The following is a 21,245-nucleotide window of genomic DNA, read 5'->3' on the forward strand; positions in this document are numbered from 1 at the left end:
CATGGCCGACCTCCAGGACCAACTGCACGCGACGACCGAGGTCGGCGAGCTCGACGACTTGGTCCACGAGCCCTTTCCCGCCGGGCCCTTCCCGCCGGACACCGCGGAACCGTACGACCCCGTCTCCGACCCCGCCGCGGCCCCCCTGGAGCGCGCCCGCGCCATCCTCGCCGCGCACCCGGTCGCGGACGGCTACAGCGGGCTGCCGTGGGCGCTGCGGCACCTGCCGTGGTTCGACCTGGAGCTGGGGGAGAGTTCCGTGGACACCGATGTGCCGCGGCTGCGCGAGGGGCATGTCGGCGCCCTGTTCTGGTCGCTGCACCTGCCCGAGGGTCTCGCCGGGGACCGGGCGGTGGGCGCCACCCTGGAGCAGCTGGACCTGGTGAACACGGTGGTCCGCGCGCACCCCGAGGGCCTGCGCCTCGCGTACACCGCGGGCCAGACCACCGACGTGCGCAACTGCGGCCGTATCGCCGTGCTGCTCGGCCCCGCCGGCGCCCCCGCGCTCGGCGACTCGCTCGGCATCCTGCGCTCCCTGCACGCGCTGGGTCTACGGGTCCTCACGCTGTCCGGGGTGTCCTGGGCGAGCGAGGCCGGGCTGACCCGGTTCGGCGAGGAGGTCGTGCGCGAGATGAACCGGCTCGGCGTGCTCGCCGACCTCTCCGGCGCCTCCGAGGAGACGATCCGCCGCGCGCTCGCGGCGTCCAAGGCACCTGTCCTGTTCACCCGTTCCGCAGCCCGCACCCTGCGCCCGCACCCGGCCAACCTCTCCGACGAACTCCTCGCCGCGGTCGGCGCCGCCAAGGGCCTGTGCATGGTGCCGCTCACCGCCGAGCAGACCGGCCCGTCCGTCCGGGACGTCGCCGACCACCTCGACCACGTCCGCCGGGTCGCGGGCCCGGAGTCCGTCGCCCTGTCCGGCACCTACGACGCCGGCACCGCCCACCCGCAGGACCTCGCCGACGCCTCCTGCTACCCGCACCTCTTCGCCGAACTCCTCCACCGCGGCTGGTCCGAGCCCGACCTCGCCCTGCTCAGCTGGGGCAACGTCCAACGCGCCCTGCGCAGCGCCGACTTCACCGCCCGCGCCGCCCAGCAGCGCCGCGAGCCGTCGACGGCGAAGATCGCCGAGCTGGACGGGTAGATCTCCGGTCAGTGGTCGATCCGGCAGAGGCAGAAGGGATGCCCTGCCGGATCGGCGTACACCCGGAAGTCCTCCTTGTCCTGCCGCTCCAACAGCCGCGCGCCGAGCGCCAGTACGGCCTTCTCCGCCGCCTCGATCTCCTCCCACGTCGACCCGGCGTCGAAGTCGAGATGGAACTGCTGCGGCCGGTCCGCCCGCGGCCACTCCGGCGCGATGTACTCATCCACCCGCTGGAAGGCGATCCGGGGCCCGTCCGGAATATCGAGTACGACCCACTCGTCGTCGGCGGCGCGAGGCGTGCCGCCGAGAATCCCGGCGTAGAACGCGGCGAGCGCGAGCGGGTCCGGGCAGTCGATCACGGTGGAACGGAAACGGGCGACGGCGGACATGGTGACCTCCGGGGTCTTCGGGAACGGCGGTGTCAGCAGGCGCAGAGGCAGAACGGGTGCCCCGCCGGGTCGGCGTACACCCGCCAGGCGCGTGAGCGGTCGTCGGTGTCCAGCGGGGTCGCGCCCAGAGCGAGGACGCCCTTCTCGGCCGCGTCCAGGTCCTCGACGGCCAGGTCGAGATGGAACTGCTGCGAGTCGCCGGGCGCGGGCCACTTCGGCGGTACGTGCCCCGGAGACTCCTGGAACGCCAGCGACTGCCCGCCGGGGACTTTCAGGTCCACCCAGTCGCCCTCGCCCTCGTCCTCTCCTTCGACGGTGCCGCCCAGGATCTCGGCGTAGAAGCCGGCGAGCGCGCGCGGGTCGGGACAGTCCAGGACGACGGCACCGAGCTTGGCGATGGCCATGGCGGACTCCTTCGGGTTACCCATATCTAGCGTCAGTCGGTAACGGTTACCTCATGCTCCCGCATTGGAGGTAACGTCGCAAGCATGAGTGAGAGAGTTCCTGCGCCCGGCGACTTGGCCCTGATCGAGGCCCTGGTGAACACGCTGGACATCGAGGCGGGGGCCGACGCGCTGGACACGGAGGACGGCTGGGCCTCCTTCGGACTCACGGCACACCAGGTCCCACAGGCCCGCGAACTCCGCGAGTCCCTGCGCGCCACCCTGCTCGCCCACGCGGGCCACCCCGCGCACCAGGACGTGACTCCGCTCGGCGAACTCCTCGCGCGCGCCCCGCTGTTGATCGCGCTCGACGCCCACGACGGTTCCGCCCGGCTCACGCCCGCCAACGCGGAACCCCTGCTCTCCCGTGTCGCGGCGGCGATCGCCCAGTCCCTCGTCGCGGGCACCTGGCCCCGCCTCAAGGCCTGCGAGGCCCCGACCTGTCACTGGGCGTACTACGACCGCAGCCCGGCGGGCAGGGGCCGCTGGTGCTCGATGGCGGTGTGCGGATCGCGCGCGAAGATGCGTCGGTACCGGGCCAAGTAGCCCTCGCCGAGGGTGACTTGAGCGGTCCGGGCGCCGAGGACAGCCCAGTGGTGCAGAATGCAGCCAGACGCCGGTCCGGCCGACTGAGCCTCGGCCGGACCGGCGTCGCCTGCGTATGCGCTGCGCGACGGTCGATCGTCTGTGCCGGGGGTTGGCCCAGGCCTGTGCCCTGCGACGGCCCATCGTCTGAGCCGGGAGACGCTCCGTGGCCTACGCCGTGGGCCAGCCCATCCTCTGTGCCGGGGGGCGGTCCATCGCCTGTGCCATCGGCCGTCCCATCTGTCTGTGCCGCGGGCCAGCCCATCGCCCGTGCCCTCGCCAAGGCCGTAGGCCGGCCCATCGTCTGGGCCCTGAGACGGCCCACTGTCTGTGCCGGGGGCGAGCCCGCCGTCCGTGCCAGTGCCTGGCCCATTGCCTGTGCCGTGGGCCGGTCCGTCGCCTGGGCCCTGAGACGGCCGATCGTCTGTGCCGGGGGCGAGCCCGCCGTCCGTGCCAGTGCCCGACCCATCGCCTAGGCCGTGGGCCGGTCCATCGTCTGGGCCCTGAGACGGCCGATCGTCTGTGCCGGGGGCGAGCCCGCCGTCCGTGCCAGTGCCTGGCCCATTGCCTGTGCCGTGGGCCGGTCCGTCGCCTGAGCCGTGAGACGGCCGATCGTCTGTGCCGGGGGCGAGCCCGCCGTCCGTGCCAGTGCCCGGCCCATCGCATAGGCCGTGGGCCGGTCCATCGTCTGTGCCGGGGGACGGCCCATGCCTTGTGCCATCGGCCGTCCCGTCCGCCTGTGCGGGGGGTCGGTCCATCGGCTACGCCGTTCGACGGCCGATCGTCTGTGCCGGGGGCGAGCCCGCCGTCTGTGCCTAGTGCCCGGCCCATCGCCTAGGCCGTGGGCCGGTCCATCGCCTGAGCTGTGCGGCGGCCCATCGCCTGAGCCGTGGGCCGGCCCAGCGCCCGTGCCACCGCCCGGCCCACCACCTCCACCTACGCCGTAGGACGCCCCATCGCGCGGAACGTCCAGCCCGCCTTCCGCCACAGCTCCGGGTCGAGCGCGTTGCGTCCGTCCAGGACCACCCGGGCGCGTACGGCATCGCCGAGCGCCGCCGGGTCCAGCTCGCGGAACTCCCGCCACTCCGTGAGGTGCAGGACGACATCGGCGCCCCGTACGGCCTCCACGGCGGTGTCGGCGTAGCCCAGCGTCGGGAACAGCCGTAGCGCGTTGGGCATGCCCTTCGGGTCGTACACGGTGACCTGGCCGCCCTGGAGGTGGATCTGGCCGGCGACGTTCAGCGCGGGGGAGTCGCGCACGTCGTCCGAGTCCGGCTTGAAGGTCGCGCCGAGCACGGCGACCCGCTTGCCCAGGAAGGACCCGCCGCCGAGCGCCTCGCGGGTCATCTCCACCATCTGGCCGCGCCGCCGCATATTGATGGAGTCGATCTCGCGGAGGAAGGTGAGGGCCTGGTCGGCGCCCAGTTCTCCGGCGCGCGCCATGAAGGCCCGGATGTCCTTCGGGAGGCAGCCCCCGCCGAAGCCGATCCCCGCCCGCAGGAACTTCTTCCCGATCCGGTCGTCGTGCCCGATCGCCTCGGCCAGCTTCACGACATCGCCGTCGGCGGCCTCGCAGACCTCGGCCATCGCGTTGATGAAGGAGATCTTCGTGGCGAGGAAGGAGTTCGCGGCCGTCTTCACCAGCTCGGCGGTCGGGAAGTCGGTCACCACGAACGGCGACCCGGCCCCGATCGGCACGGCGTACACCTCGCGCAACAGCTTCTCGGCCCGCTCGCTCCGTACGCCGACCACGATCCGGTCCGGACGCAGCGTGTCTTGGACGGCGAGGCCCTCGCGCAGGAACTCCGGGTTCCACGCCAGCTCGGCGTCCGCGCCGACGGGCGCGTGCTCGGCTAGGTAGGCGGCCAGCCGGTCGGCCGAGCCCACCGGGACCGTGGACTTGCCGACGACCAGCGCGGGGCGCGTGAGGTGCGGGGCGAGCAGCTCGAAGGCCCGGTCGACGTACGACATGTCGCAGGCGTACTCGCCGTGCTTCTGCGGGGTGTTCGTGCACATGAAGTGGACGTCGCCGAACTCCGCGACCTCGGCCCAGTCCATGGTGAAGCGCAGCCGCCCGCTGGACCCCTCGATCCCGGCGACATGCTTGCGCAGCAGCTCCTCGAGCCCCGGCTCGTACATCGGGACCTCACCCCGCTGGAGCATCGCGATCTTCTCGGGAACGACGTCAAGGCCCAGCACCTCGAAGCCCAGCTCGGCCATGGCCGCGGCGTGCGTGGCGCCCAGGTAGCCGGTGCCGATCACGGTGATCTTGAGGGCCATGAATGCTCCAGAAGGGGTACGGGGGCGATGCGCGCCCGAGCATAGTCGGACGCCCTGACGGGCACCTTTCCCCCTGTCGCCAAGCTCACGTATCACTCCCGTGGGCGGGCCCCTAAAATTTGGGTTACTTAACAGTAATTAGCACCGTCATCACAGCGTCCTTGGAGCGTGAGAGACCTTGGCCGGATCGGCTGACTTCGACCTGTACCGCCCGTCAGAGGAGCACGACATGCTCCGCGACGCGATCCGCTCACTGGCCGAGGCGAAGATCGCGCCGTACGCCGCAGCGGTGGACGAGGAGTCACGCTTCCCGCAGGAGGCCCTGGACGCCCTCGTCGCGAACGACCTGCACGCCGTCCACGTACCCGAGGAGTACGGCGGCACCGGCGCGGACGCCCTGGCCACGGTGATCGTGATCGAGGAGGTGGCCCGCGTCTGCGCGTCCTCCTCCCTGATCCCCGCGGTGAACAAACTGGGCTCGCTCCCGGTGATCCTCTCGGGCTCCGAGGACCTGAAGAAGAAGTACATGACCCCGCTCGCCAAGGGCGACGCGATGTTCTCGTACGCCCTCTCCGAGCCGGACGCGGGCTCGGACGCGGCCGGCATGAAGACGAAGGCGGTCCGCGACGGCGACCACTACGTCCTCAACGGCGTGAAGCGCTGGATCACCAACGCGGGCGTCAGCGAGTACTACACGGTGATGGCGGTGACCGACCCCGAGAAGCGCAGCAAGGGCATCAGCGCCTTCGTCGTCGAGAAGTCCGACGAGGGCGTCTCCTTCGGCGCCCCGGAGAAGAAGCTCGGCATCAAGGGCTCCCCGACCCGCGAGGTCTACCTCGACAACGTCCGCATCCCGGCCGACCGCATGATCGGCGCGGAGGGCACCGGCTTCGCCACGGCCATGAAGACCCTGGACCACACCCGCATCACCATCGCGGCGCAGGCCCTCGGCATCGCCCAGGGTGCCCTCGACTACGCCAAGGGCTACGTCAAGGAGCGCAAGCAGTTCGGCAAGCCGATCGCCGACTTCCAGGGCATCCAGTTCATGCTCGCCGACATGGCCATGAAGATCGAGGCCGCCCGCGCCCTCACCTACCAGGCCGCGGCGGCCTCGGAACGCGGCGACAAGAACCTCACCTTCCAGGGCGCGGCGGCCAAGTGCTTCGCCTCGGACGTCGCGATGGAGGTGACGGTCGACGCGGTCCAACTCCTCGGCGGCTACGGCTACACCCGCGACTACCCGGTCGAGCGCATGATGCGCGACGCCAAGATCACCCAGATCTACGAGGGCACGAACCAGGTCCAGCGCATCGTGATGGCGCGGAACCTGCCGTAACCGACGAGCACGACAAGCGGTACCGAGGGCACCCCGCGTGGGTGCCCTCGTCGCTCCGTCGGGCATGCTGCGGCCCATGCCCGATGATCCGACCCAGGCCACAGAGACCTTCGACACCGCCGAACGCACGATGTGGGCCGGCCGCGCCGACGCCTACGCGGCGAGCTTCGCGCTGCTCTGCGCACACCCCGTTGAGCGGCTCCTGGACGCGGGCGAGGTCAACGCCGGCACGTACGTCCTCGACGTCGGCACCGGAACCGGTACGGCGGCCCTGGCCGCGCTGGCGCGAGGCGCGCGGGTGCGGGCCGTGGACGCCGACGCCGGGATGGTGGCCGCCGCGCGGGCAGCGGGAGTCGAGGCGCAGGTCGCCGTACTGCCCGAACTCCCCTTCCCCGACGGCCAGTTCGACGTCGTCCTCGGCAACTTCGTCATCAACCACGTCGGCCGCCCCCGCGCCGCCCTCGCCGAACTGCGCCGCGTACTCAAGCCGGGCGGACGGATCGCGCTGACGCTGTGGGGCGCCCGACGCGGCGCCGGACAGGAACTGTTCGGGCGGGCCTTCGCGGCGGCGGGGGCCGTGGTGCCGGAGGATCTGCACCGGCTCGATCCCGCCGAGGACTTCGGGCGTACGGCGGACGGGTTCGCGGAGCTGCTCACCGAGGCGGGATTCGCCGACGCCGAGGCGGTCGAGCTGGAGTGGGACCACCGCACCACCGTGGACGAGTGGTGGAGCGGACCCGCGGCCGGTGTCGCCACCGCCGGGCTCATCGTCACCTCGCAGGAGGAGGGGACGCTCGTCCGGATCAGGCAGGAGTACGCACGGTTGGCCGGTGAATTCGCCGCAGGGGAACACGAGTTGGCCCTGCCGCACATCGCCTTGCTGGCGTGCGGCAGGGCCCGGTAAAACCCCGTCCCAGTCCCTCAGTTACCGGAGACTGTGACCTTCTGGTCGTTGTTCAGCTCGTTCACCAGCGTCTTGACCTTCGCCTTGTCCCAGACGAGGTTGCCGCCGACGGAACCCGAGATCGGCATGTTCATCGAGGTGCCGTCGCCGCCGCTGACGCCCTTCATCGCCCAGAACATGGACCCCAGGTCCCAGAGCGACATGTCCTTGTCGACGCTCAACGAGTCCAGGCCGGCGCCGAGCGTCGGGTAGAGCTTGAAGGGGTTCAGCAGGGTCCCCGGCGTCGCCACCTGGTGGGCCAGGGCCGACAGGAACTTCTGCTGGTTCTTCGTGCGCTGGAGGTCGGAGGCGGCGAACGCGTGCCGGGTACGGACGAAGGCCAGGGCCTGCTCGCCGTTCAGCGTCTGCTTGCCCGCCTTGAAGTCGGCGCCCGAGTACGAGTCCTTGAAGCCCTTGTCGATGGTGAGCGTGACACCGCCGACCGCGTCCACGATGTCCGCGAAGCCGTTGAAGCCGATCTCGACGTAGTGGTCGATGTGCAGGCCCATGTTGTACTCGACGGTCCGGACGAGCAGCGTCGGCCCGTCCTCCGCGTACGCGGCGTTGAGCTTCGTCTGCCGGCCCGTGTTCTGGTACGTCTTGCCGGACGTGGAGCCCACGTACGACGGGATCGTGACGTTCGAGTCGCGCGGCAGCGAGATCAGGGTGTCGCCGCTGTCGCCCACGTGCAGGATCATCATCGAGTCGGTGCGCTTGCCCGCGGCGGAGCCGGTGTGCAGCTTCTTCTTCTCGGCCGCGGACAGCCCCTCGCGGCTGTCGGAGCCGACGATCAGGTAGTTCGTGCCGTCGCCCGCCTCGGGCCGGTCGATCACCTTCGACAGGTCGACGTCGCGGTTCAGCTTGGAGTCGGCCCAGAAGTAGGTCCCCACGGTGGTGACGACCAGCACGGTGACCACGGTGATCGCGGTCCACTTGATCCGCCGGCGCCAGTTCGGCGCGCGCCGCGGACCCCGCCCGCCGTCCGGGCCCTCCGGTCCGCCGGGCCCACCGCCGCCGTAGACCTGGCCGGTGTTGTAGCCGTCGTAGCCGTTGTTGTCGTAGCCGCCCTGGCCGTAGCCGTTCTGGCCCTCGTCGTAGCCCTGGCCGTTGGTGTACGACGGCTGCGGGGGGACTCCGGCGCCGTACGGCGGGGCCTGGGGGCCGCGTCGTACCTGACGCATCACACGTGCGCTCTCCGGCTGTGCGTTCGCGCTACCGCGTCCGTACTCGTTGCCGCGGTTGCCGCCGGACCATCCCTCGGGCCAATCGTTCATGGGGCCCAGTGTGCAGGTTGCGACCATGTCCAATACAAGGGTCGTAGGAAAATCAGGGCACTGCTGTTGCGAAGCCAACACAAAGTCCGCAGATGTCCACCCCGGCATAGGGTGGCGTCCATGACAGACCTGCCGGGCAAGCCGACGTCCGCCTCCCGGACCACCCTCAGCCACATCATGACGAACGCGGACACGAACCTGCTGGGCACGGTGCACGGCGGTGTGATCATGAAGCTGGTCGACGACGCGGCGGGCGCCGTCGCCGGGCGGCACAGCGGCGGTCCTGCCGTGACCGCGTCGATGGACGAGATGGCGTTCCTGGAACCGGTCCGCGTCGGCGACCTCGTCCATGTGAAGGCGCAGGTCAACTGGACCGGGCGGAGCTCCATGGAGGTCGGCGTGCGGGTCCTGGCCGAGCGGTGGAACGAGTCGACCCCGGCCACCCAGGTCGGCTCCGCGTATCTCGTCTTCGCCGCCGTCGACGCCGACGGCAAGCCCCGCGCGGTGCCGCCGGTGATCCCGGAGACCGAGCGCGACGAGCGCCGCTACCAGGAGGCCCAGATCCGCCGCACCCACCGCCTGGCCCGCCGCCGCGCCATCATGGAACTGCGCGAGAAGCGGGCGGCGGAGGGCCTCGACGACTGAGGCCCGGGAGGTGACCTACCCTCCTGGAAAAAGTGTTACAGAAATCGCTGAAGTGTCACACTTTTTCAGGAACACCCCACCTCGTCCCCCGTCACCACCCCGAACTCGCCCTGCTGCACATCCGCCGCCCGCACCCGCGTGACCTGCTGGAAGTCACTCCCGGCGATCACCTTCAGCACCGGCCCCTGCCCCTTCACCGCGCGCAGCTCGCTCCCGGGCAGCGCCGCCGCGAGCGACTTCGCGGAACGGTCCCAGCGGGGGTCGTAGACGACGACCGTCCGTCGTACGGTGCGATCGGCCGCGCTGACCGGCTGGTGCGTCGTACGGAACCCGGTCGCCGCCAGTGCCGCGTCGACCCGCTTGCCGAGGCCGCCCGTCGCCGTGCCGTTCTCCACCTGGACCTGGATCTGCTGCGGGGCCACGTCCACCTTCACCGCGCCTGCGCGGGGCGCCCGGTGCACGGCCAGCGGTTTGTCGTCGCGCAGGGCCTGGAAGAGCTTCGCCGCCTTCGGCTCGTCCCACTTCAGGGTGGAACCGATGCCCTTCACGACGTATCCCATCTGCCCGATCGGCACGGTGGTGAACTCGGAGGAGGACGGCGAGAAGTTGCGCATCGCCCGCCCCAGGTCGAGGAGTTCGTCGGTGCCGAAGCCCTTGTCCGCGCGGACCGAGCCGAGCACGGCCCGGGTCACGTCACGGAACTTCAGCGGGTTCAGCAGCACCCCGGAGGAGGTGGCCTGGTCGATCAGCGCCGCCAGGAAACGCTGCTGGCGCTTCATCCGGCCGAGGTCGGAGGCGCCGTCGACGTGCCGGGAACGGACGTACTGCAGGGCCTGCCCGCCCATCAGCGTGTGCGAACCGGCCGGCAGGTCGAGGCCGGTGTACGAGTCCTTCAGGGGCTCGGCGGTGCAGATCTTCACGCCGCCGAGCACGTCGACCGTGCTCATGAAGCTGGTGAAGTCGACCTCCAGGTAGTGGTCGATCTTCACGTGGGTCATGCTCTCGACGGTCTGGACGGTGAGGTTCGGGCCGCCCTCCGCGTACGCCGCGTTGATCTTGATGGGGTGCGCGGGACGGCCTGGGATCCCCGGTACCTCCGCGTAGGAGTCGCGCGGCAGGCTGACCACGCTGGCGTGCTCCCGGTCCTCCGAGATGTGCACGATCATGATCGTGTCGGTGCAGTGGCAGGGCGCGCCGCCGAGGTGGTACCTGTGCCGCTCCTCCTCGGTGATCTTGTCGCGCCCGTCGGTGCCGACGAGCAGGACGTTCATGCCGTGGCCCGCGCGCGGCCGGTTCTTCATGTCCTTGAACGGGTCGACGCGCGCGATGTCCGCGTCGAGGCTGGTGACCACCGCGTGCCCGATCCCCGCGGAGGCGAGCACGACCACGGACAGCGTGGTCGCCGCCCGCATGGCCCAGCGCGGCTTCTTCTTCGGCCGTACGGGGGGCCGTGGGCGGCGCTGAGGGGGACGGGCGGCGGGGGAGCGGCGGGGCGGCGTGGGCATGGGGGACACCTCCGCGAGGGCCGAACGTGGGATCTTGAGCACCGTAGGCCCATACGATCTGCGACTACCGGCACCGCCCCGGCCGGGCGCATCGGTGTCCCCCGTTCGCGGTAACGTGAGCCCCCTATGAACGCCAAGCCCGACGTGCGACTCCCCGCCGTTTCTGTGATCATGCCCGTCCTCGACGAGGAGCGGCATCTGCGCGGAGCCGTCCAAGCGATCCTCGAGCAGGAGTACGCCGGCGAGATGGAGGTCGTACTCGCCCTCGGTCCCTCGCAGGACCGCACGGACGAGATCGCGGCCGAACTCGTACGCGAAACCGCGTCTTCTGAGAACAAGCGCGTGCACACCGTCCCGAACCCGGCCGGCCGCACCCCCGCCGCCCTCAACGCCGCGATCAAGGCGTCCCGCCACCCGATCGTCGTCCGCGTCGACGGCCACGGCATGCTCTCGCCGAACTACATCGCCACCGCCGTACGGCTCCTGGAGGAGACCGGCGCGCAGAACGTCGGCGGCATCATGCACGCCGAGGGCGAGAACGCCTGGGAGGACGCGGTCGCCGCCGCGATGACCTCGAAGATCGGCGTGGGCAACGCGGCCTTCCACACGGGAGGGGAAGCGGGCTCCGCCGAGACGGTCTACCTCGGCGTCTTCCGCCGCGAGGCACTGGAACAACAGGGCGGCTACAACGAGGAGTTCATCCGCGCCCAGGACTGGGAGCTGAACTTCCGCATCCGCGAGGCGGGCGGCCTGATCTGGTTCTCGCCGGAGCTGAAGGTGTCGTACCGCCCGCGGCCGAGCGTGAAGGCACTGGCCAAGCAGTACAAGGACTACGGCCGCTGGCGGCACGTCGTCGCCCGCTACCACGAGGGTTCCATCAACCTGCGCTACCTCGCCCCGCCGACCGCCGTCTGCGCGATCGCGGCCGGCATCGTGGTCGGCGCGGCCCTGACCCCCTGGGGCTTCCTGGTCCCGGCCGGCTACCTCGCGGCGATCACCCTCGGCTCCCTCCCGGCGGGCAAGGGCCTCTCCCTGAAGGCGCGCCTGCAGATCCCGGTCGCCCTCGCCACGATGCACATGTCCTGGGGCTACGGCTTCCTCACCAGCCCCAAGTCCCTTGCGCGCAGGGTCATCGCGTCCCGGCGGCCCGCGGTGCTCAGCCCGTCCAACAGCTGAGCACCGCCACAGAGAACGACGACCCGGACTGCTACCAGACGTAGTTCGGGTCGACGTGCATACAGGCCGTGGTGTCCGAGCCGTTGAGGACGTCGGCCGACGCAGGGGTCGTGTCGTCCTCGGCCGGTGCCTTGTACGTCGTCCCGGTGCTCCAGTCCGCGCCGACGACCAGGGTGACCCCGGAGACGCTCGTCGACTTCTTCACCGCGCTCGTCGGGATGCCGAGGGCCTTGGCGACCCGCTGGGCGTCGCCCTCCAGGTCGGCGCTCGGGTAGCGGACGACCGTCGTGGCCTCGCTGAGGATCGCCGACGAGTCCGCCACCGCCTCCTTGAAGCCCTTGCCGACGAGGAGTCCGGCCACCGCGGTCGCCCGGCCCCGCACCGCGCTCGTCGTGCTTGTCCGGGTGCCGTTCTCCACCTGTACGGCGATCTGGTCGTCGGCGGCGGCCGGATCGGTGGACGCCTTCACCGCCGTGGTCGTCTTCTTCTTGTCCTTGCCGTCCAGCGCGATGTCCTCGCGGACCAGCCGGAACAGCTTCTCCGCGTCGGCCGGCTTGGGCACCACCCGGCCGCTGCTGCCCGAGTACTCCCACGGCATCGTCGTCATGGTGATCCGGCTGGTCGGAACCTTCTTCAGTTCCTTGCTCAGGTCGTACAGCTTGGCCACGGTCCCGAGACCGTTGTCGACGGTGATCGCCTTCGTGGCCGTCTCGGCGAGGCTGCGCAGCTTGGTCGGGTTGCTCAGCGTGGCGTTCTCGCGCAGCTGGCGGACCATCGAGTTCATGTACTGGTGCTGTGCCTTGGTCCGCGCGATGTCGGTGTCGTCCTCGAAGCCGTAGCGCGTCCGCAGCCACTGCAGGGCCTGCTTGCCCTTCACGGACGTCGTGCCCGCCTTCAGCTTCAGGCCGGAGCCCTTGCCGGAGGAGGTGTGCGAGTAGATGTTGGCGTTCACGCAGACCGGCACCCCGCCGATCGCGTCGGCCATCGACACCACACCCGAGAAGTCGACCATCATGAAGTGGTCGATGTGGATGTCGGTCAGCTTCTCCCAGGTCGCCACCGTGCAGCCGGGGCCGCCGCGGCCCAGCGAGTCGTTCGTGATGACGTCGGTCTCGGCCGCGTACGTCTTCTTGGTGTCCGGGTCCGTGCACTTGGGGATGTCCACCAAGGTGTCACGGGGCATGCTCACGACCGACATGTTGGAGCGGTCGGCGGAGACGTGGAGCAGCATCTGGACGTCGGCGCGGGCCGGGGTGCCGAAGGTGTCCTTCGCGCCGCCGAGCTTCTGGTTCTCCGCGGAGTCCCGCGCGTCCGAACCGATCAGCAGGATGTTCAACGGGGTCTGCCCGGCCGCGTTCGCCTTGGACTGGGCCGCCCTGTCCTTCTCGTCCCCGATGTTCAGGGGGTCTTTCTTGATGTTGTGGTTGAGGTGCTCGTAGTACAGGTATCCGGCGCCGGCCGTCCCGAGTATGACCACCGCGAGGACGATCGCGGACCAGCGCAAGGCGCGCCGTCTACGGCCCTTGCGTCTGCCCGCCTCCGTGTCCGACGGTCTCTTCCCGTCCACCGGCGCGAGGGACATCGTGTCCTCGATCGCCGGCCCCTCCCCGCGCACGCTGCTCTGAGTCAAGTCCCCACCCCTCCCACGCCGCGCCCTGACGCACGGGTCCGCCCCGCGCCCTGTTAGACGCGGAACGGACCCGTGTGGTCACTTACTTGGCGCACTCAACCTTGTCCGCCGTGGACTTCTGGACCCCCTCCGGCGTCGACCCCGCGGTCGAGGTGAGCGGGACGCCGGCTCCCTTGAAGTCCTTGCCCAGGGTCAGCGTTATCGCCGGCAGACCCTGGGAGTTGATCACACTCTTGCCCGGCTTCATCGCGGACCCCGAGAGGCCCATGATGGCGGCGAGCCTACGAGCCTGGTCCGCCTGGTCGGGTGCGTACTCAAGGGTCGTCTTCGCGAGCGCCGCCGGAGCGTTGCCCGCGTTCTCGGACTTGAGCACGCCCTCATCATTCTGCAGCCACGTAAGAGTTTCCTGTGCGCTGCCGGCGACGGCCCCTCCGTTGAGGATCCGCACCCGCACCGCGGAGGCGGCGGACTTGGTGCCCTTGAGCCGGGCGGCCACGGCGGCCTTCTCCTTCGCCGCCTGCTGCTTGACCGCGGTGAAGGAGGTGTCGCTCTTGATCAGGGAGAACACCTGCGGGGCGGTCGTGCTGTTGAGCACGACCGTGACCGGGGTCTTCTCCGCCGGGTTGTCGACGACCGGCACGGTGGTGAAGGTGAGGTTCTTCGGGTTGAGCTTGCCCAGCTCCAGACCGAGGTCCTTCAGCTTGCTGATGGAGTCGAGGTTCTCGTCGACGGTCAGTGCCTTGGTGCCGGCCTCGGCCAGCTTCAGCATCTTCGTGGGGCTGGTGAGTGTGGAGTTGGACTTCAGCTTCCGCATCAGCGCGCTGAGGAACTGCTGCTGGAGCGTGATCCGGCTCAGGTCACCGCCGAAGCCGACCGAGTGCCGGGTGCGCACGAAGGCCAGCGCCTGCTCGCCCGAGAGATTGTGCGTGCCCTTGGACAGCTTCAGGTGCGAGTCGGAGTCGTCGATGTTCTTCGCCAGACAGACCTCGACCCCGCCGACCGCGTCGGTCAGCGTCTTCACGGCGTTGAAGTCGGCCACCATGAAGTCGTCGGGCTGGATCCCGGTCAGCTCGGTGACCGTCCGCACCGTGCAGCTCGCCGTACGGCCGTCCTGGCCGAGGCTGGTGTTGAAGCGGACGCTCGTCGTGCCCGGGATGACCTTGGTCGTGCCGTCCGACTGGGCCGTCTGACAGTCCGGGACATCGGTGATCAGGTCACGGGGGATGCTGAGCGCGGTCGCGTTCGAGCGGTCCTTGGACACGTGCAGCAGGATCGTGGTGTCCGCGTGGCCGACGCTGCCGGCGTCGCCGTAGCCCTCGTTGCCCGCACCGGTGCGCTTGTCGGTGCCGATGACGAGCAGATTGATGGCCTTGCCCTTGCTGAAGCCACCGGTACTCGCGCCGTCGTCGGAGACGGCCGTGATGTTGTCGTTGAGGTGCTTGATGTAGAGGTATCCGGCCGCGGAGACGGCGACCAGCACGAAGGCCAGACCGCCACCGGTCCACATCAGGATCTTCTTGCCCTTGGCCTTCTTCTTCACCGGCCGGCGCCCGCGCCGCCCCGGTGGCTCCTCGGGCGCACCCCGCCGTCTGCGCGGCGCCGGCACCTCACGCCCAGGGGTCCTCGGGACCGCCTCCCGCTCCGGCGCCGCCACACTGCGGTTCTGCACAGTGGCTCTACGGGGCCCCGGCACCGCTGACTGCGGTGTGGAAGGAGTCAGTCGCAGTTCGTATTCACCAGTGTTCGGATTGAGTACCCACTGGTCTGCGGGGTCGATGTTGTCCGCCCGCCCACGGCCTTGCGCGTCCACGGTTTACCGAATCCTCCGTCGGGGCCACGCGGCGCCTTCCCCCTCCAGGCGCTCGGGTCTCGTTCATCCGGTGCGGCAAGCACACCGGATCGCTCACACTATCCGTCCAGTTGAGCGGCAAGTGACTGTGGTGACAAATTCCACGTCCCTACAACCGGTCAATCCGCCCTATTTTTCGGAACAAAGGTTCGTCGACTCGGTGAGCGCATTACCCGCAGGTGTCCTCGGCGGCGGTGTTCCCACGAAACGTGGGCGCGGGCGTGGCCCCGCCAACAGGCGCCGCATTACTGCCGTTTGCCCCTGAATCCAGCGGAACTTCCTTGGTCACGGCGACCGTTGCGTCGGCCCGCAACCGGGCGAACAGCTTTTCGGCCTCGGGCTCCACGAGTTGGTCGCGATTTGCGTTGTAGATGTACGACTCCCGTGGAACGGTGAGGAATTGCACATGTTCGGTGGGGATGTTCCGCAAGCCGCGCACCAGTTCGTACAAACCGCGCAGATTGGCCAGCTCCGGATCGGTGGTCAGCGACGAGGTCGCCGCGTCCAACACGGGATACAACTTCACCGGATTGAACAGCACATCGTCGCTCTGTACCTTGTTGACCAGCGCGCCCAGGAACCCCTGCTGACGGTCCATCCGATCGGTGTCACTGCCGTTCCCCAGCGACTTCCGCGCCCGCACGTACCCGAGCGCCTGCTCCCCGTCGAGGGTCACGCGCCCCGCAGGCAGCGCCAACTTGGCGGCTTTGTCGCGAATAGGAGCTTTAAGGCAGACCTGCACCCCATCAACAGCGTCGACCATGTCCTTGAACCCATGAAAGTCGACGACCATGTGATGGTCGATCCGCACGTTCGTCAGCTTCTCCACGGTCCGGATCGTGCACCCCGAACCCCCCACCTGGAACGCGTAGTTGAACATCGCGAACATCGGCTCGGTCCGCGTCCCGTCCGGCCGCAGACACCCCGGCACATCCACCATCAGGTCCCGCGGCAACGACACGGCGGTGGCGCTGCGCCGGTCGGCCGCCAGATGCAACAGGATCGTCGTGTCCGACCGCTCGGTCCCCGAGTCCCGCCCGTACTCCGCGTTCCCGTCCCCTGACCGAGAGTCGGACCCGATCAGCAGAATGTTCTGCGCCCCCTTCACCAACGCGGTGGGCCGCTCCTTGTCGTACCGAGCGAGCTCGGCGGCGGCAGCGTTGTCGGGCGTGATGTTCGAGTCGAGCTTGGCGTAGACGGCCCATCCGACACCGGCGGTAGCCACGACGACCACGGCGACCCCGACCCCCACTCCCCGCACCCACCGCCGACGCCGCCGACGTATGAGCCCCGCCCCGGACGCGGAGACCCCCGCACCCGGCCCGAGAACGCCTCCTGCGGTGTCGTCGAACACGTGCGGTTCCACCCCTCATGGCCGTCGTAAGAGTGTGTGGTCCTGCGTGCGGTTCTGCTCTTACGACCATGGCGTGGATGGGGTGAGGGGGGCGGGCGGTGGTGGCCCATTCGGGTGACTGGTGCTTTCGCTTTTAGGGGCGCGGGGAACTGCGCGACAAGCCCCCACCGGCCCGCACCCGCCAAACAACCCTCGCCACCCCCTTCAGACGCGCGAAACAGCCACCCGCTCACTCTCAACCCGCTTGGCCAGCGATTCCTCACTCAACTCCGCCAGATTCCGACACAGAACCACGGAACCCCCGGTGGCGAGCGGCGCATACAACCCCACGCTCAACCCCTCCCACGTGTCATACGACAGCCCCGACAACACCCGAGCCCTTGCCAACGCCCCCGCGTCGCCGAGAGCCCGCTCAACAACCTCCACCCCCGTCAGCTCCACCCCGCCCACGACCAACGCGGGCTCCTCAGGATCAACCGGCGAGAACGCAACAAACCGATCCCCCTGCCCCGGCACCTCGACGGCATAGTCGACAAACCCGGCGGGAGTCTGCGGAAACCGCCCCCCAAGCGGCCGCAAGGCAAGAGCAACCCGCTCCCCACCACACGCCCGCGCCGCGTCCAACGACTCCGGCCCACTGACAACCACGTCGGCCCCGGAGGGATCGCCCCCCACGTCCGCGACCACCCCCACAGACGAACACGCCAGCAACCACACCGCCGTCTGCCAATGCGCCGGCAACAACACCACGACCCGATCACCGGGCCCCGCCCCAAGATCCCCCTGAAGCAGATTCGCGGTCTTGGCCACCCAATTGGCGAAGGTGGTCACGGACAATTCGACACGTTCCCCCGTGGCGTCGTCGTAGAAGGTCACCAGGGGACGGCCGGGATCCGCGGCGAGCGCGGAACGCAGCAGGTCGGCAGGGGTGCGATCGGTGGCGTTCACCCGCGCAAGCGTACGCGGGCGCCCGCCGACGCACGCCCCCGCACGGGCGCTCCGGACCACCGGTTCGGACGAACCGCAGCCGACGGTCCGTCAATTCCCGGATAGACAGATATGTATGACTATGTCCAGGATCAGGGGCATGCGTGGATTCCTTGCTTCCTCGATCGGCGTCACCTGCGCGGCCGCACTGGCCCTCCCGCTCACCCTGCCCGCGGCCGCGGCACCGGCGGCGCAGCCAACGAGCGGCGCGAGAACCGCGTCGACGACCGCCGAACCGGACCTCCCCGGCAGCACCCAGTCGCTGCCCCTCACCCCCCGTACCCGCGACCGAACCCTGGGCGCGGCCCCCGAACAGGGCCTCACCCGCGACGACGTACGCCGCTTCTCCCTCGTCGGCGTCACCTGGACCGATCCCGACACCGAACTGCGCGGTCAGGTCCAGGTCCGCACCCGGGCCACCGACACCGGCGAGTGGTCCGGCTGGCAGGACGTCGACACCCACAACGAGGACCACGGCGCCGACCCCGGCACCGCCGAACGCACCTCCGGTCACGTCCACGGCTCCACGGCCCCGCTGTGGGTGGGCGACTCGGACGGAGTGGACGTACGCGTAAGAGCGACCGGGGCGGCGACACGGACCGTAGGAAACACCGACGAACAGCCGTCGCTCCTCCCCACCGGCCTGCACCTGGAACTGGTGGACCCGGGCGCGGCGCAGGCCCAACCCGCGGGCGCCCGCCCCGCGACCGCCAACCGCACCGCCACGCCCCGCCTCGCCGCCACCGAGATCCCGGCCCTGAGCAAGCAGGCGACCGAACGGGAACTGGTCGCCCTGCGCGGCAAGGCGCAGCCGTACATCGGGCCGCGGCCGCGGATCGTCACCCGGCGCGGCTGGGGCGCCGACGAGAAGCTGCGGGAGAAGGGGTTCGTGTACACGAAGAAGGTCAAGGCGGTCTTCGTGCACCACACCGCCACCGGCAACAACTACCGCTGCTCGCAAGCGCCTTCAGTCATTCGTGGTATCTACCGCTACCACGTCAAGAGCAGTGGCTGGCGCGACATCGGCTACAACTTCCTCGTCGACAAGTGCGGAACCATCTACGAGGGCCGCGCCGGGGGAGTGACGAAGGCGGTCCTGGGCGCCCACACCCTCGGTTTCAACACCGACAGCATGGGGATCGCGGTCCTCGGAACCTTCGGCAGCGCCAAACCGTCCGCGGCGGCGGTGACGGCCATCGCCAGGCTCACCGCGTGGAAGCTCGGGCTCTACGGCGTCAATCCGCGCGGCAAGACATACCTGAAGTCCGCGGGTGGCAATCTCTACCGAAAAGGAAAGAACGTACGACTCAATGTGATCTCCGGCCATCGGGACGGGTTCGCCACGGAGTGCCCAGGACGGCAGCTCTACGGCAAACTCGGCTCGGCCCGCTCCACGTCGGCCCGTTTCCAAGGCCGCTGACAGGGGGCGCCGGGGAGGGGTCTGCGGGACGCGTGCACGGTCCGCATACACTGGCCGGCCGAAATGGACAGTTCGGCCGGTCCCGGCAGGAAGCAGAGACGACAGGTGACAGAAGCGATCCTCCTGGTCGGCGGCAAGGGCACCCGGTTGCGCCCCCTCACGGTGCACACCCCGAAGCCGATGGTCAGGGCGGCGGGGGTGCCGTTCCTCACGCATCAGCTGGCGAGAGCGAGAGCGGCGGGCGTGGACCACATCGTCCTGGCCACTTCCTATCTGGCGGACGTGTTCGAACCGCACTTCGGTGACGGCTCGTCCCTCGGCCTCCACATCGAGTACGTCACGGAGGACGAGCCCCTCGGCACGGGCGGCGCGATCCGCAACGTCGCCTCGCGCCTCCACTCCGGCCCCGACGACCCGGTCCTGGTCTTCAACGGCGACATCCTCACCGGCCTGAACATCAGGGCGTTGGTGGACACCCACGAGACGACGGGCGCGGACGTCTCCCTCCACCTCACGAAGGTCACGGACCCCCGTGCCTACGGCCTGGTCCCCACGGACGACACGGGCCGCGTCCTGGCCTTCCTGGAGAAGCCCCAGACCCCCGAGGAGATCGTCACCGACCAGATCAACGCGGGCGCGTACGTCTTCCGCCGCTCGGTCATCGACACGATCCCGGTCGGGCGCCCGGTATCGGTGGAACGGGAGACGTTCCCGGACCTCCTCGCCGCCGGCGCCCACCTCCAGGGCCTGGTGGACTCGACGTACTGGCTGGACCTCGGCACCCCGGCGGCCTTCGTCCGCGGCTCGGCGGACCTGGTCCTGGGCCGCGCCCCGTCCCCCGCGATCCCCGGCCGCTGCGGCGACCGCCTGGTCCTCCCCACCGCCCGGGTGGCCCCCGACGCCAAGGTGACCGGCGGCACGGTGGTGGGCGAGGGCGCGTTCGTGGCGGAGGGCGCGAGGGTCTTCGGCTCGACCATCCTCCCCGGCGCCGTCATCGAACCCGGCGCCGTCATCACCGACTCCCTCATCGGCACCCGAGCCGTAGTCGGCGAACGCTCCGTCCTCACCGGCACGGTCATCGGCGACGGCGCGATCATCGGCGCCGACAACGAACTCCGCGACGGCATGCGGGTGTGGTGCGATGCGCGGATTCCGGCGGGGGCGGTGAGGTTCTCTTCGGATCAGTAGGAGGGGACTTTTCGACTTACCGAGTCGGGTGGTGGGCGGGCATAGGCCGGGGGTCTGGGGGCGGAGCCCCCAGGAGGACCCGCGCCCCCTCCCACCCGCACTCTCACAACTTCCCGATGTCCCCGCGAGGCATCTTCGGCGCCCGCCGCGCAGGCGTACGCCCGCTCAGCAGAATCAACCGAGCCGCCCGATGCCGCTGCCCCGCATACGGCTCCAGCAACGACAACATCACCGAGTCATCCGCGTCCCGATCCCCGGCCAACGCCCACCCCACGATCCCCGGCAGATGCAGATCCCCCACAGTCACCGCATCCGCCGCCCCATGACTCCGCTGCACAGTCTCCGCGGACGTCCACACCCCCACCCCCGGCACCACCTCCAACCGAGCCCGCGCATCCTCCGCAGACATCGCCCCCGCCTGCTCCAGCCGCGCAGCAACTCGTACGGCACGCAGAATCGTCGAGGCCCGCTTGTCGTCGACCCCGGCCCGATGCCACTCCCACGAGGGAATCAACGCCCAGGCCCGAGGCGCCGGCATCACCCACATCCGCCCGCCGACAGGCCCAGGCGCCGGCGACCCGAACGTCCGTACCAACAACCGCCAGGCCCGATACGCCTCGTCGGTCGTCACCTTCTGCTCCAGCACGGACGGAATCAACGACTCCAGCACCAGCCCGGTCCGCGTCAACCGCAACCCCGGCCGCCGATGCCGAGCAACAGCGACAAGCCGATGCCGAGGCACGAACGCGTCCGGGTCGTCGGCGGCCCCGAGCATCTCCGGCAACCGCTCCAACAGCCAATCCCCGCCAGGCCCCCAGGCCTCCCCGCGCACCTCACCCCCGTGAGCGGACACCCGCAACGTCCCCGGCCCGACAGGCGTAAGACTGGCCCGCCACACAGCCCCGTCCGCGTCCACCCGAAACGTGGGATCCCCGGGCCCCCGCCGCAACGGCCCGAGCACCAGCCCGAGATCAAGCACCCCGCCAGGCACCCAACTCCGCACCAGCCCAGGAACAGCAACATCCCCACCCCGCACAGTCGTACGAGTGGGCCGAGAAGCAAAACGTCCGGCCACGGCAAGATCCAGGGGTGAGGCG

At 70.0% G+C, this 21,245-nt stretch carries 19 protein-coding genes; 8 read left to right on the forward strand and 11 right to left on the reverse strand.

Annotation, left to right across the window (positions count from 1 at the left end; all coding sequences use genetic code 11):
* The first annotated feature begins 1 nt into the window (after position 1).
* A complete protein-coding gene (locus OO70_RS45780) occupies positions 2-1,144 on the forward strand; it encodes a dipeptidase (protein WP_043686043.1) in 1,143 nt (380 codons plus the stop codon).
* Between the two features lie 8 nt (positions 1,145-1,152).
* Here the strand turns inward: OO70_RS45780 and OO70_RS45785 are convergent, their stop codons facing one another.
* Positions 1,153-1,533, reverse strand: a complete 381-nt coding sequence (locus OO70_RS45785) for a VOC family protein (RefSeq protein ID WP_043686045.1) — start codon at positions 1,531-1,533, stop codon at positions 1,153-1,155.
* A 32-nt stretch (positions 1,534-1,565) separates the two neighbouring features.
* Complete coding sequence (locus OO70_RS45790) at positions 1,566-1,937, reverse strand: VOC family protein (RefSeq protein ID WP_043686048.1); 372 nt, start codon at positions 1,935-1,937, stop codon at positions 1,566-1,568.
* A gap of 84 nt (positions 1,938-2,021) precedes the next feature.
* Between OO70_RS45790 and OO70_RS45795 the strand changes: the two genes are divergently transcribed.
* The gene (locus OO70_RS45795) at positions 2,022-2,522 is read left to right on the forward strand and encodes a CGNR zinc finger domain-containing protein (RefSeq protein WP_043686051.1); all 501 of its coding nucleotides are present in this window, start codon (positions 2,022-2,024) and stop codon (positions 2,520-2,522) included.
* Between the two features lie 511 nt (positions 2,523-3,033).
* Here the strand turns inward: OO70_RS45795 and OO70_RS54985 are convergent.
* A complete protein-coding gene (locus OO70_RS54985; protein WP_158711606.1) occupies positions 3,034-3,282 on the reverse strand; it encodes a hypothetical protein in 249 nt (82 codons plus the stop codon).
* Positions 3,283-3,497: 215 nt separating this feature from the next.
* Complete coding sequence (locus tag OO70_RS45800; protein WP_043686054.1) at positions 3,498-4,841, reverse strand: UDP-glucose dehydrogenase family protein; 1,344 nt, start codon at positions 4,839-4,841, stop codon at positions 3,498-3,500.
* A gap of 178 nt (positions 4,842-5,019) precedes the next feature.
* Between OO70_RS45800 and OO70_RS45805 the strand changes: the two genes are divergently transcribed.
* Both OO70_RS45805 and OO70_RS45810 read left to right on the forward strand, forming a co-directional pair.
* The gene (locus tag OO70_RS45805; protein WP_043686057.1) at positions 5,020-6,177 is read left to right on the forward strand and encodes an acyl-CoA dehydrogenase; all 1,158 of its coding nucleotides are present in this window, start codon (positions 5,020-5,022) and stop codon (positions 6,175-6,177) included.
* A gap of 76 nt (positions 6,178-6,253) precedes the next feature.
* Complete coding sequence (locus OO70_RS45810; protein WP_043686130.1) at positions 6,254-7,081, forward strand: class I SAM-dependent methyltransferase; 828 nt, start codon at positions 6,254-6,256, stop codon at positions 7,079-7,081.
* 17 nt (positions 7,082-7,098) lie between these two features.
* On the opposite strand, the gene OO70_RS45815 is transcribed toward OO70_RS45810, so the two are convergent.
* Entirely contained in the window at positions 7,099-8,394 is a 1,296-nt protein-coding gene (locus OO70_RS45815) for an LCP family protein (RefSeq protein ID WP_043686059.1), read from the reverse strand.
* A gap of 120 nt (positions 8,395-8,514) precedes the next feature.
* On the opposite strand from OO70_RS45815, the gene OO70_RS45820 reads away from it, so the two are divergent.
* Positions 8,515-9,039: an acyl-CoA thioesterase gene (locus tag OO70_RS45820; protein ID WP_051742230.1), complete on the forward strand. Its 525-nt coding sequence runs from the start codon at positions 8,515-8,517 to the stop codon at positions 9,037-9,039.
* A gap of 65 nt (positions 9,040-9,104) precedes the next feature.
* On the opposite strand, the gene OO70_RS45825 is transcribed toward OO70_RS45820, so the two are convergent.
* On the reverse strand, positions 9,105-10,544 hold the full coding sequence (locus OO70_RS45825) for an LCP family protein (protein WP_199827532.1): 1,440 nt from the start codon (positions 10,542-10,544) through the stop codon (positions 9,105-9,107).
* 126 nt (positions 10,545-10,670) lie between these two features.
* On the opposite strand from OO70_RS45825, the gene OO70_RS45830 reads away from it, so the two are divergent.
* On the forward strand, positions 10,671-11,720 hold the full coding sequence (locus OO70_RS45830; RefSeq protein ID WP_043686069.1) for a glycosyltransferase family 2 protein: 1,050 nt from the start codon (positions 10,671-10,673) through the stop codon (positions 11,718-11,720).
* 31 nt (positions 11,721-11,751) lie between these two features.
* Here the strand turns inward: OO70_RS45830 and OO70_RS45835 are convergent, their stop codons facing one another.
* The 4 genes from OO70_RS45835 to OO70_RS45850 all read right to left on the reverse strand — a co-directional run bounded on the left by OO70_RS45835 (position 11,752) and on the right by OO70_RS45850 (position 17,501).
* Entirely contained in the window at positions 11,752-13,302 is a 1,551-nt protein-coding gene (locus tag OO70_RS45835) for an LCP family protein (protein ID WP_043686133.1), read from the reverse strand.
* A 130-nt stretch (positions 13,303-13,432) separates the two neighbouring features.
* On the reverse strand, positions 13,433-15,160 hold the full coding sequence (locus OO70_RS45840) for an LCP family protein (protein ID WP_199827533.1): 1,728 nt from the start codon (positions 15,158-15,160) through the stop codon (positions 13,433-13,435).
* A gap of 208 nt (positions 15,161-15,368) precedes the next feature.
* Complete coding sequence (locus OO70_RS45845) at positions 15,369-16,553, reverse strand: LCP family protein (protein ID WP_043686073.1); 1,185 nt, start codon at positions 16,551-16,553, stop codon at positions 15,369-15,371.
* Between the two features lie 204 nt (positions 16,554-16,757).
* On the reverse strand, positions 16,758-17,501 hold the full coding sequence (locus tag OO70_RS45850) for a TIGR03089 family protein (RefSeq protein ID WP_043686135.1): 744 nt from the start codon (positions 17,499-17,501) through the stop codon (positions 16,758-16,760).
* A gap of 139 nt (positions 17,502-17,640) precedes the next feature.
* Here OO70_RS45850 and OO70_RS45855 point away from each other — a divergent pair, with 139 nt between their 5' ends.
* Positions 17,641-18,960: a peptidoglycan recognition protein family protein gene (locus OO70_RS45855; protein WP_043686076.1), complete on the forward strand. Its 1,320-nt coding sequence runs from the start codon at positions 17,641-17,643 to the stop codon at positions 18,958-18,960.
* Between the two features lie 105 nt (positions 18,961-19,065).
* Positions 19,066-20,148 carry a mannose-1-phosphate guanylyltransferase gene (manB, locus tag OO70_RS45860; RefSeq protein ID WP_043686077.1) on the forward strand — a complete coding sequence of 361 codons (1,083 nt, stop codon included), beginning with the start codon at positions 19,066-19,068 and terminating at the stop codon, positions 20,146-20,148.
* A gap of 103 nt (positions 20,149-20,251) precedes the next feature.
* Here the strand turns inward: manB and OO70_RS45865 are convergent, their stop codons facing one another.
* The gene (locus tag OO70_RS45865) at positions 20,252-21,223 is read right to left on the reverse strand and encodes a DNA-3-methyladenine glycosylase family protein (protein WP_043686079.1); all 972 of its coding nucleotides are present in this window, start codon (positions 21,221-21,223) and stop codon (positions 20,252-20,254) included.
* Positions 21,224-21,245 lie beyond the last annotated feature (22 nt).

It is taken from the genome of Streptomyces xylophagus, from assembly GCF_000716435.1.
Classification (GTDB): domain Bacteria; phylum Actinomycetota; class Actinomycetes; order Streptomycetales; family Streptomycetaceae; genus Streptomyces; species Streptomyces xylophagus.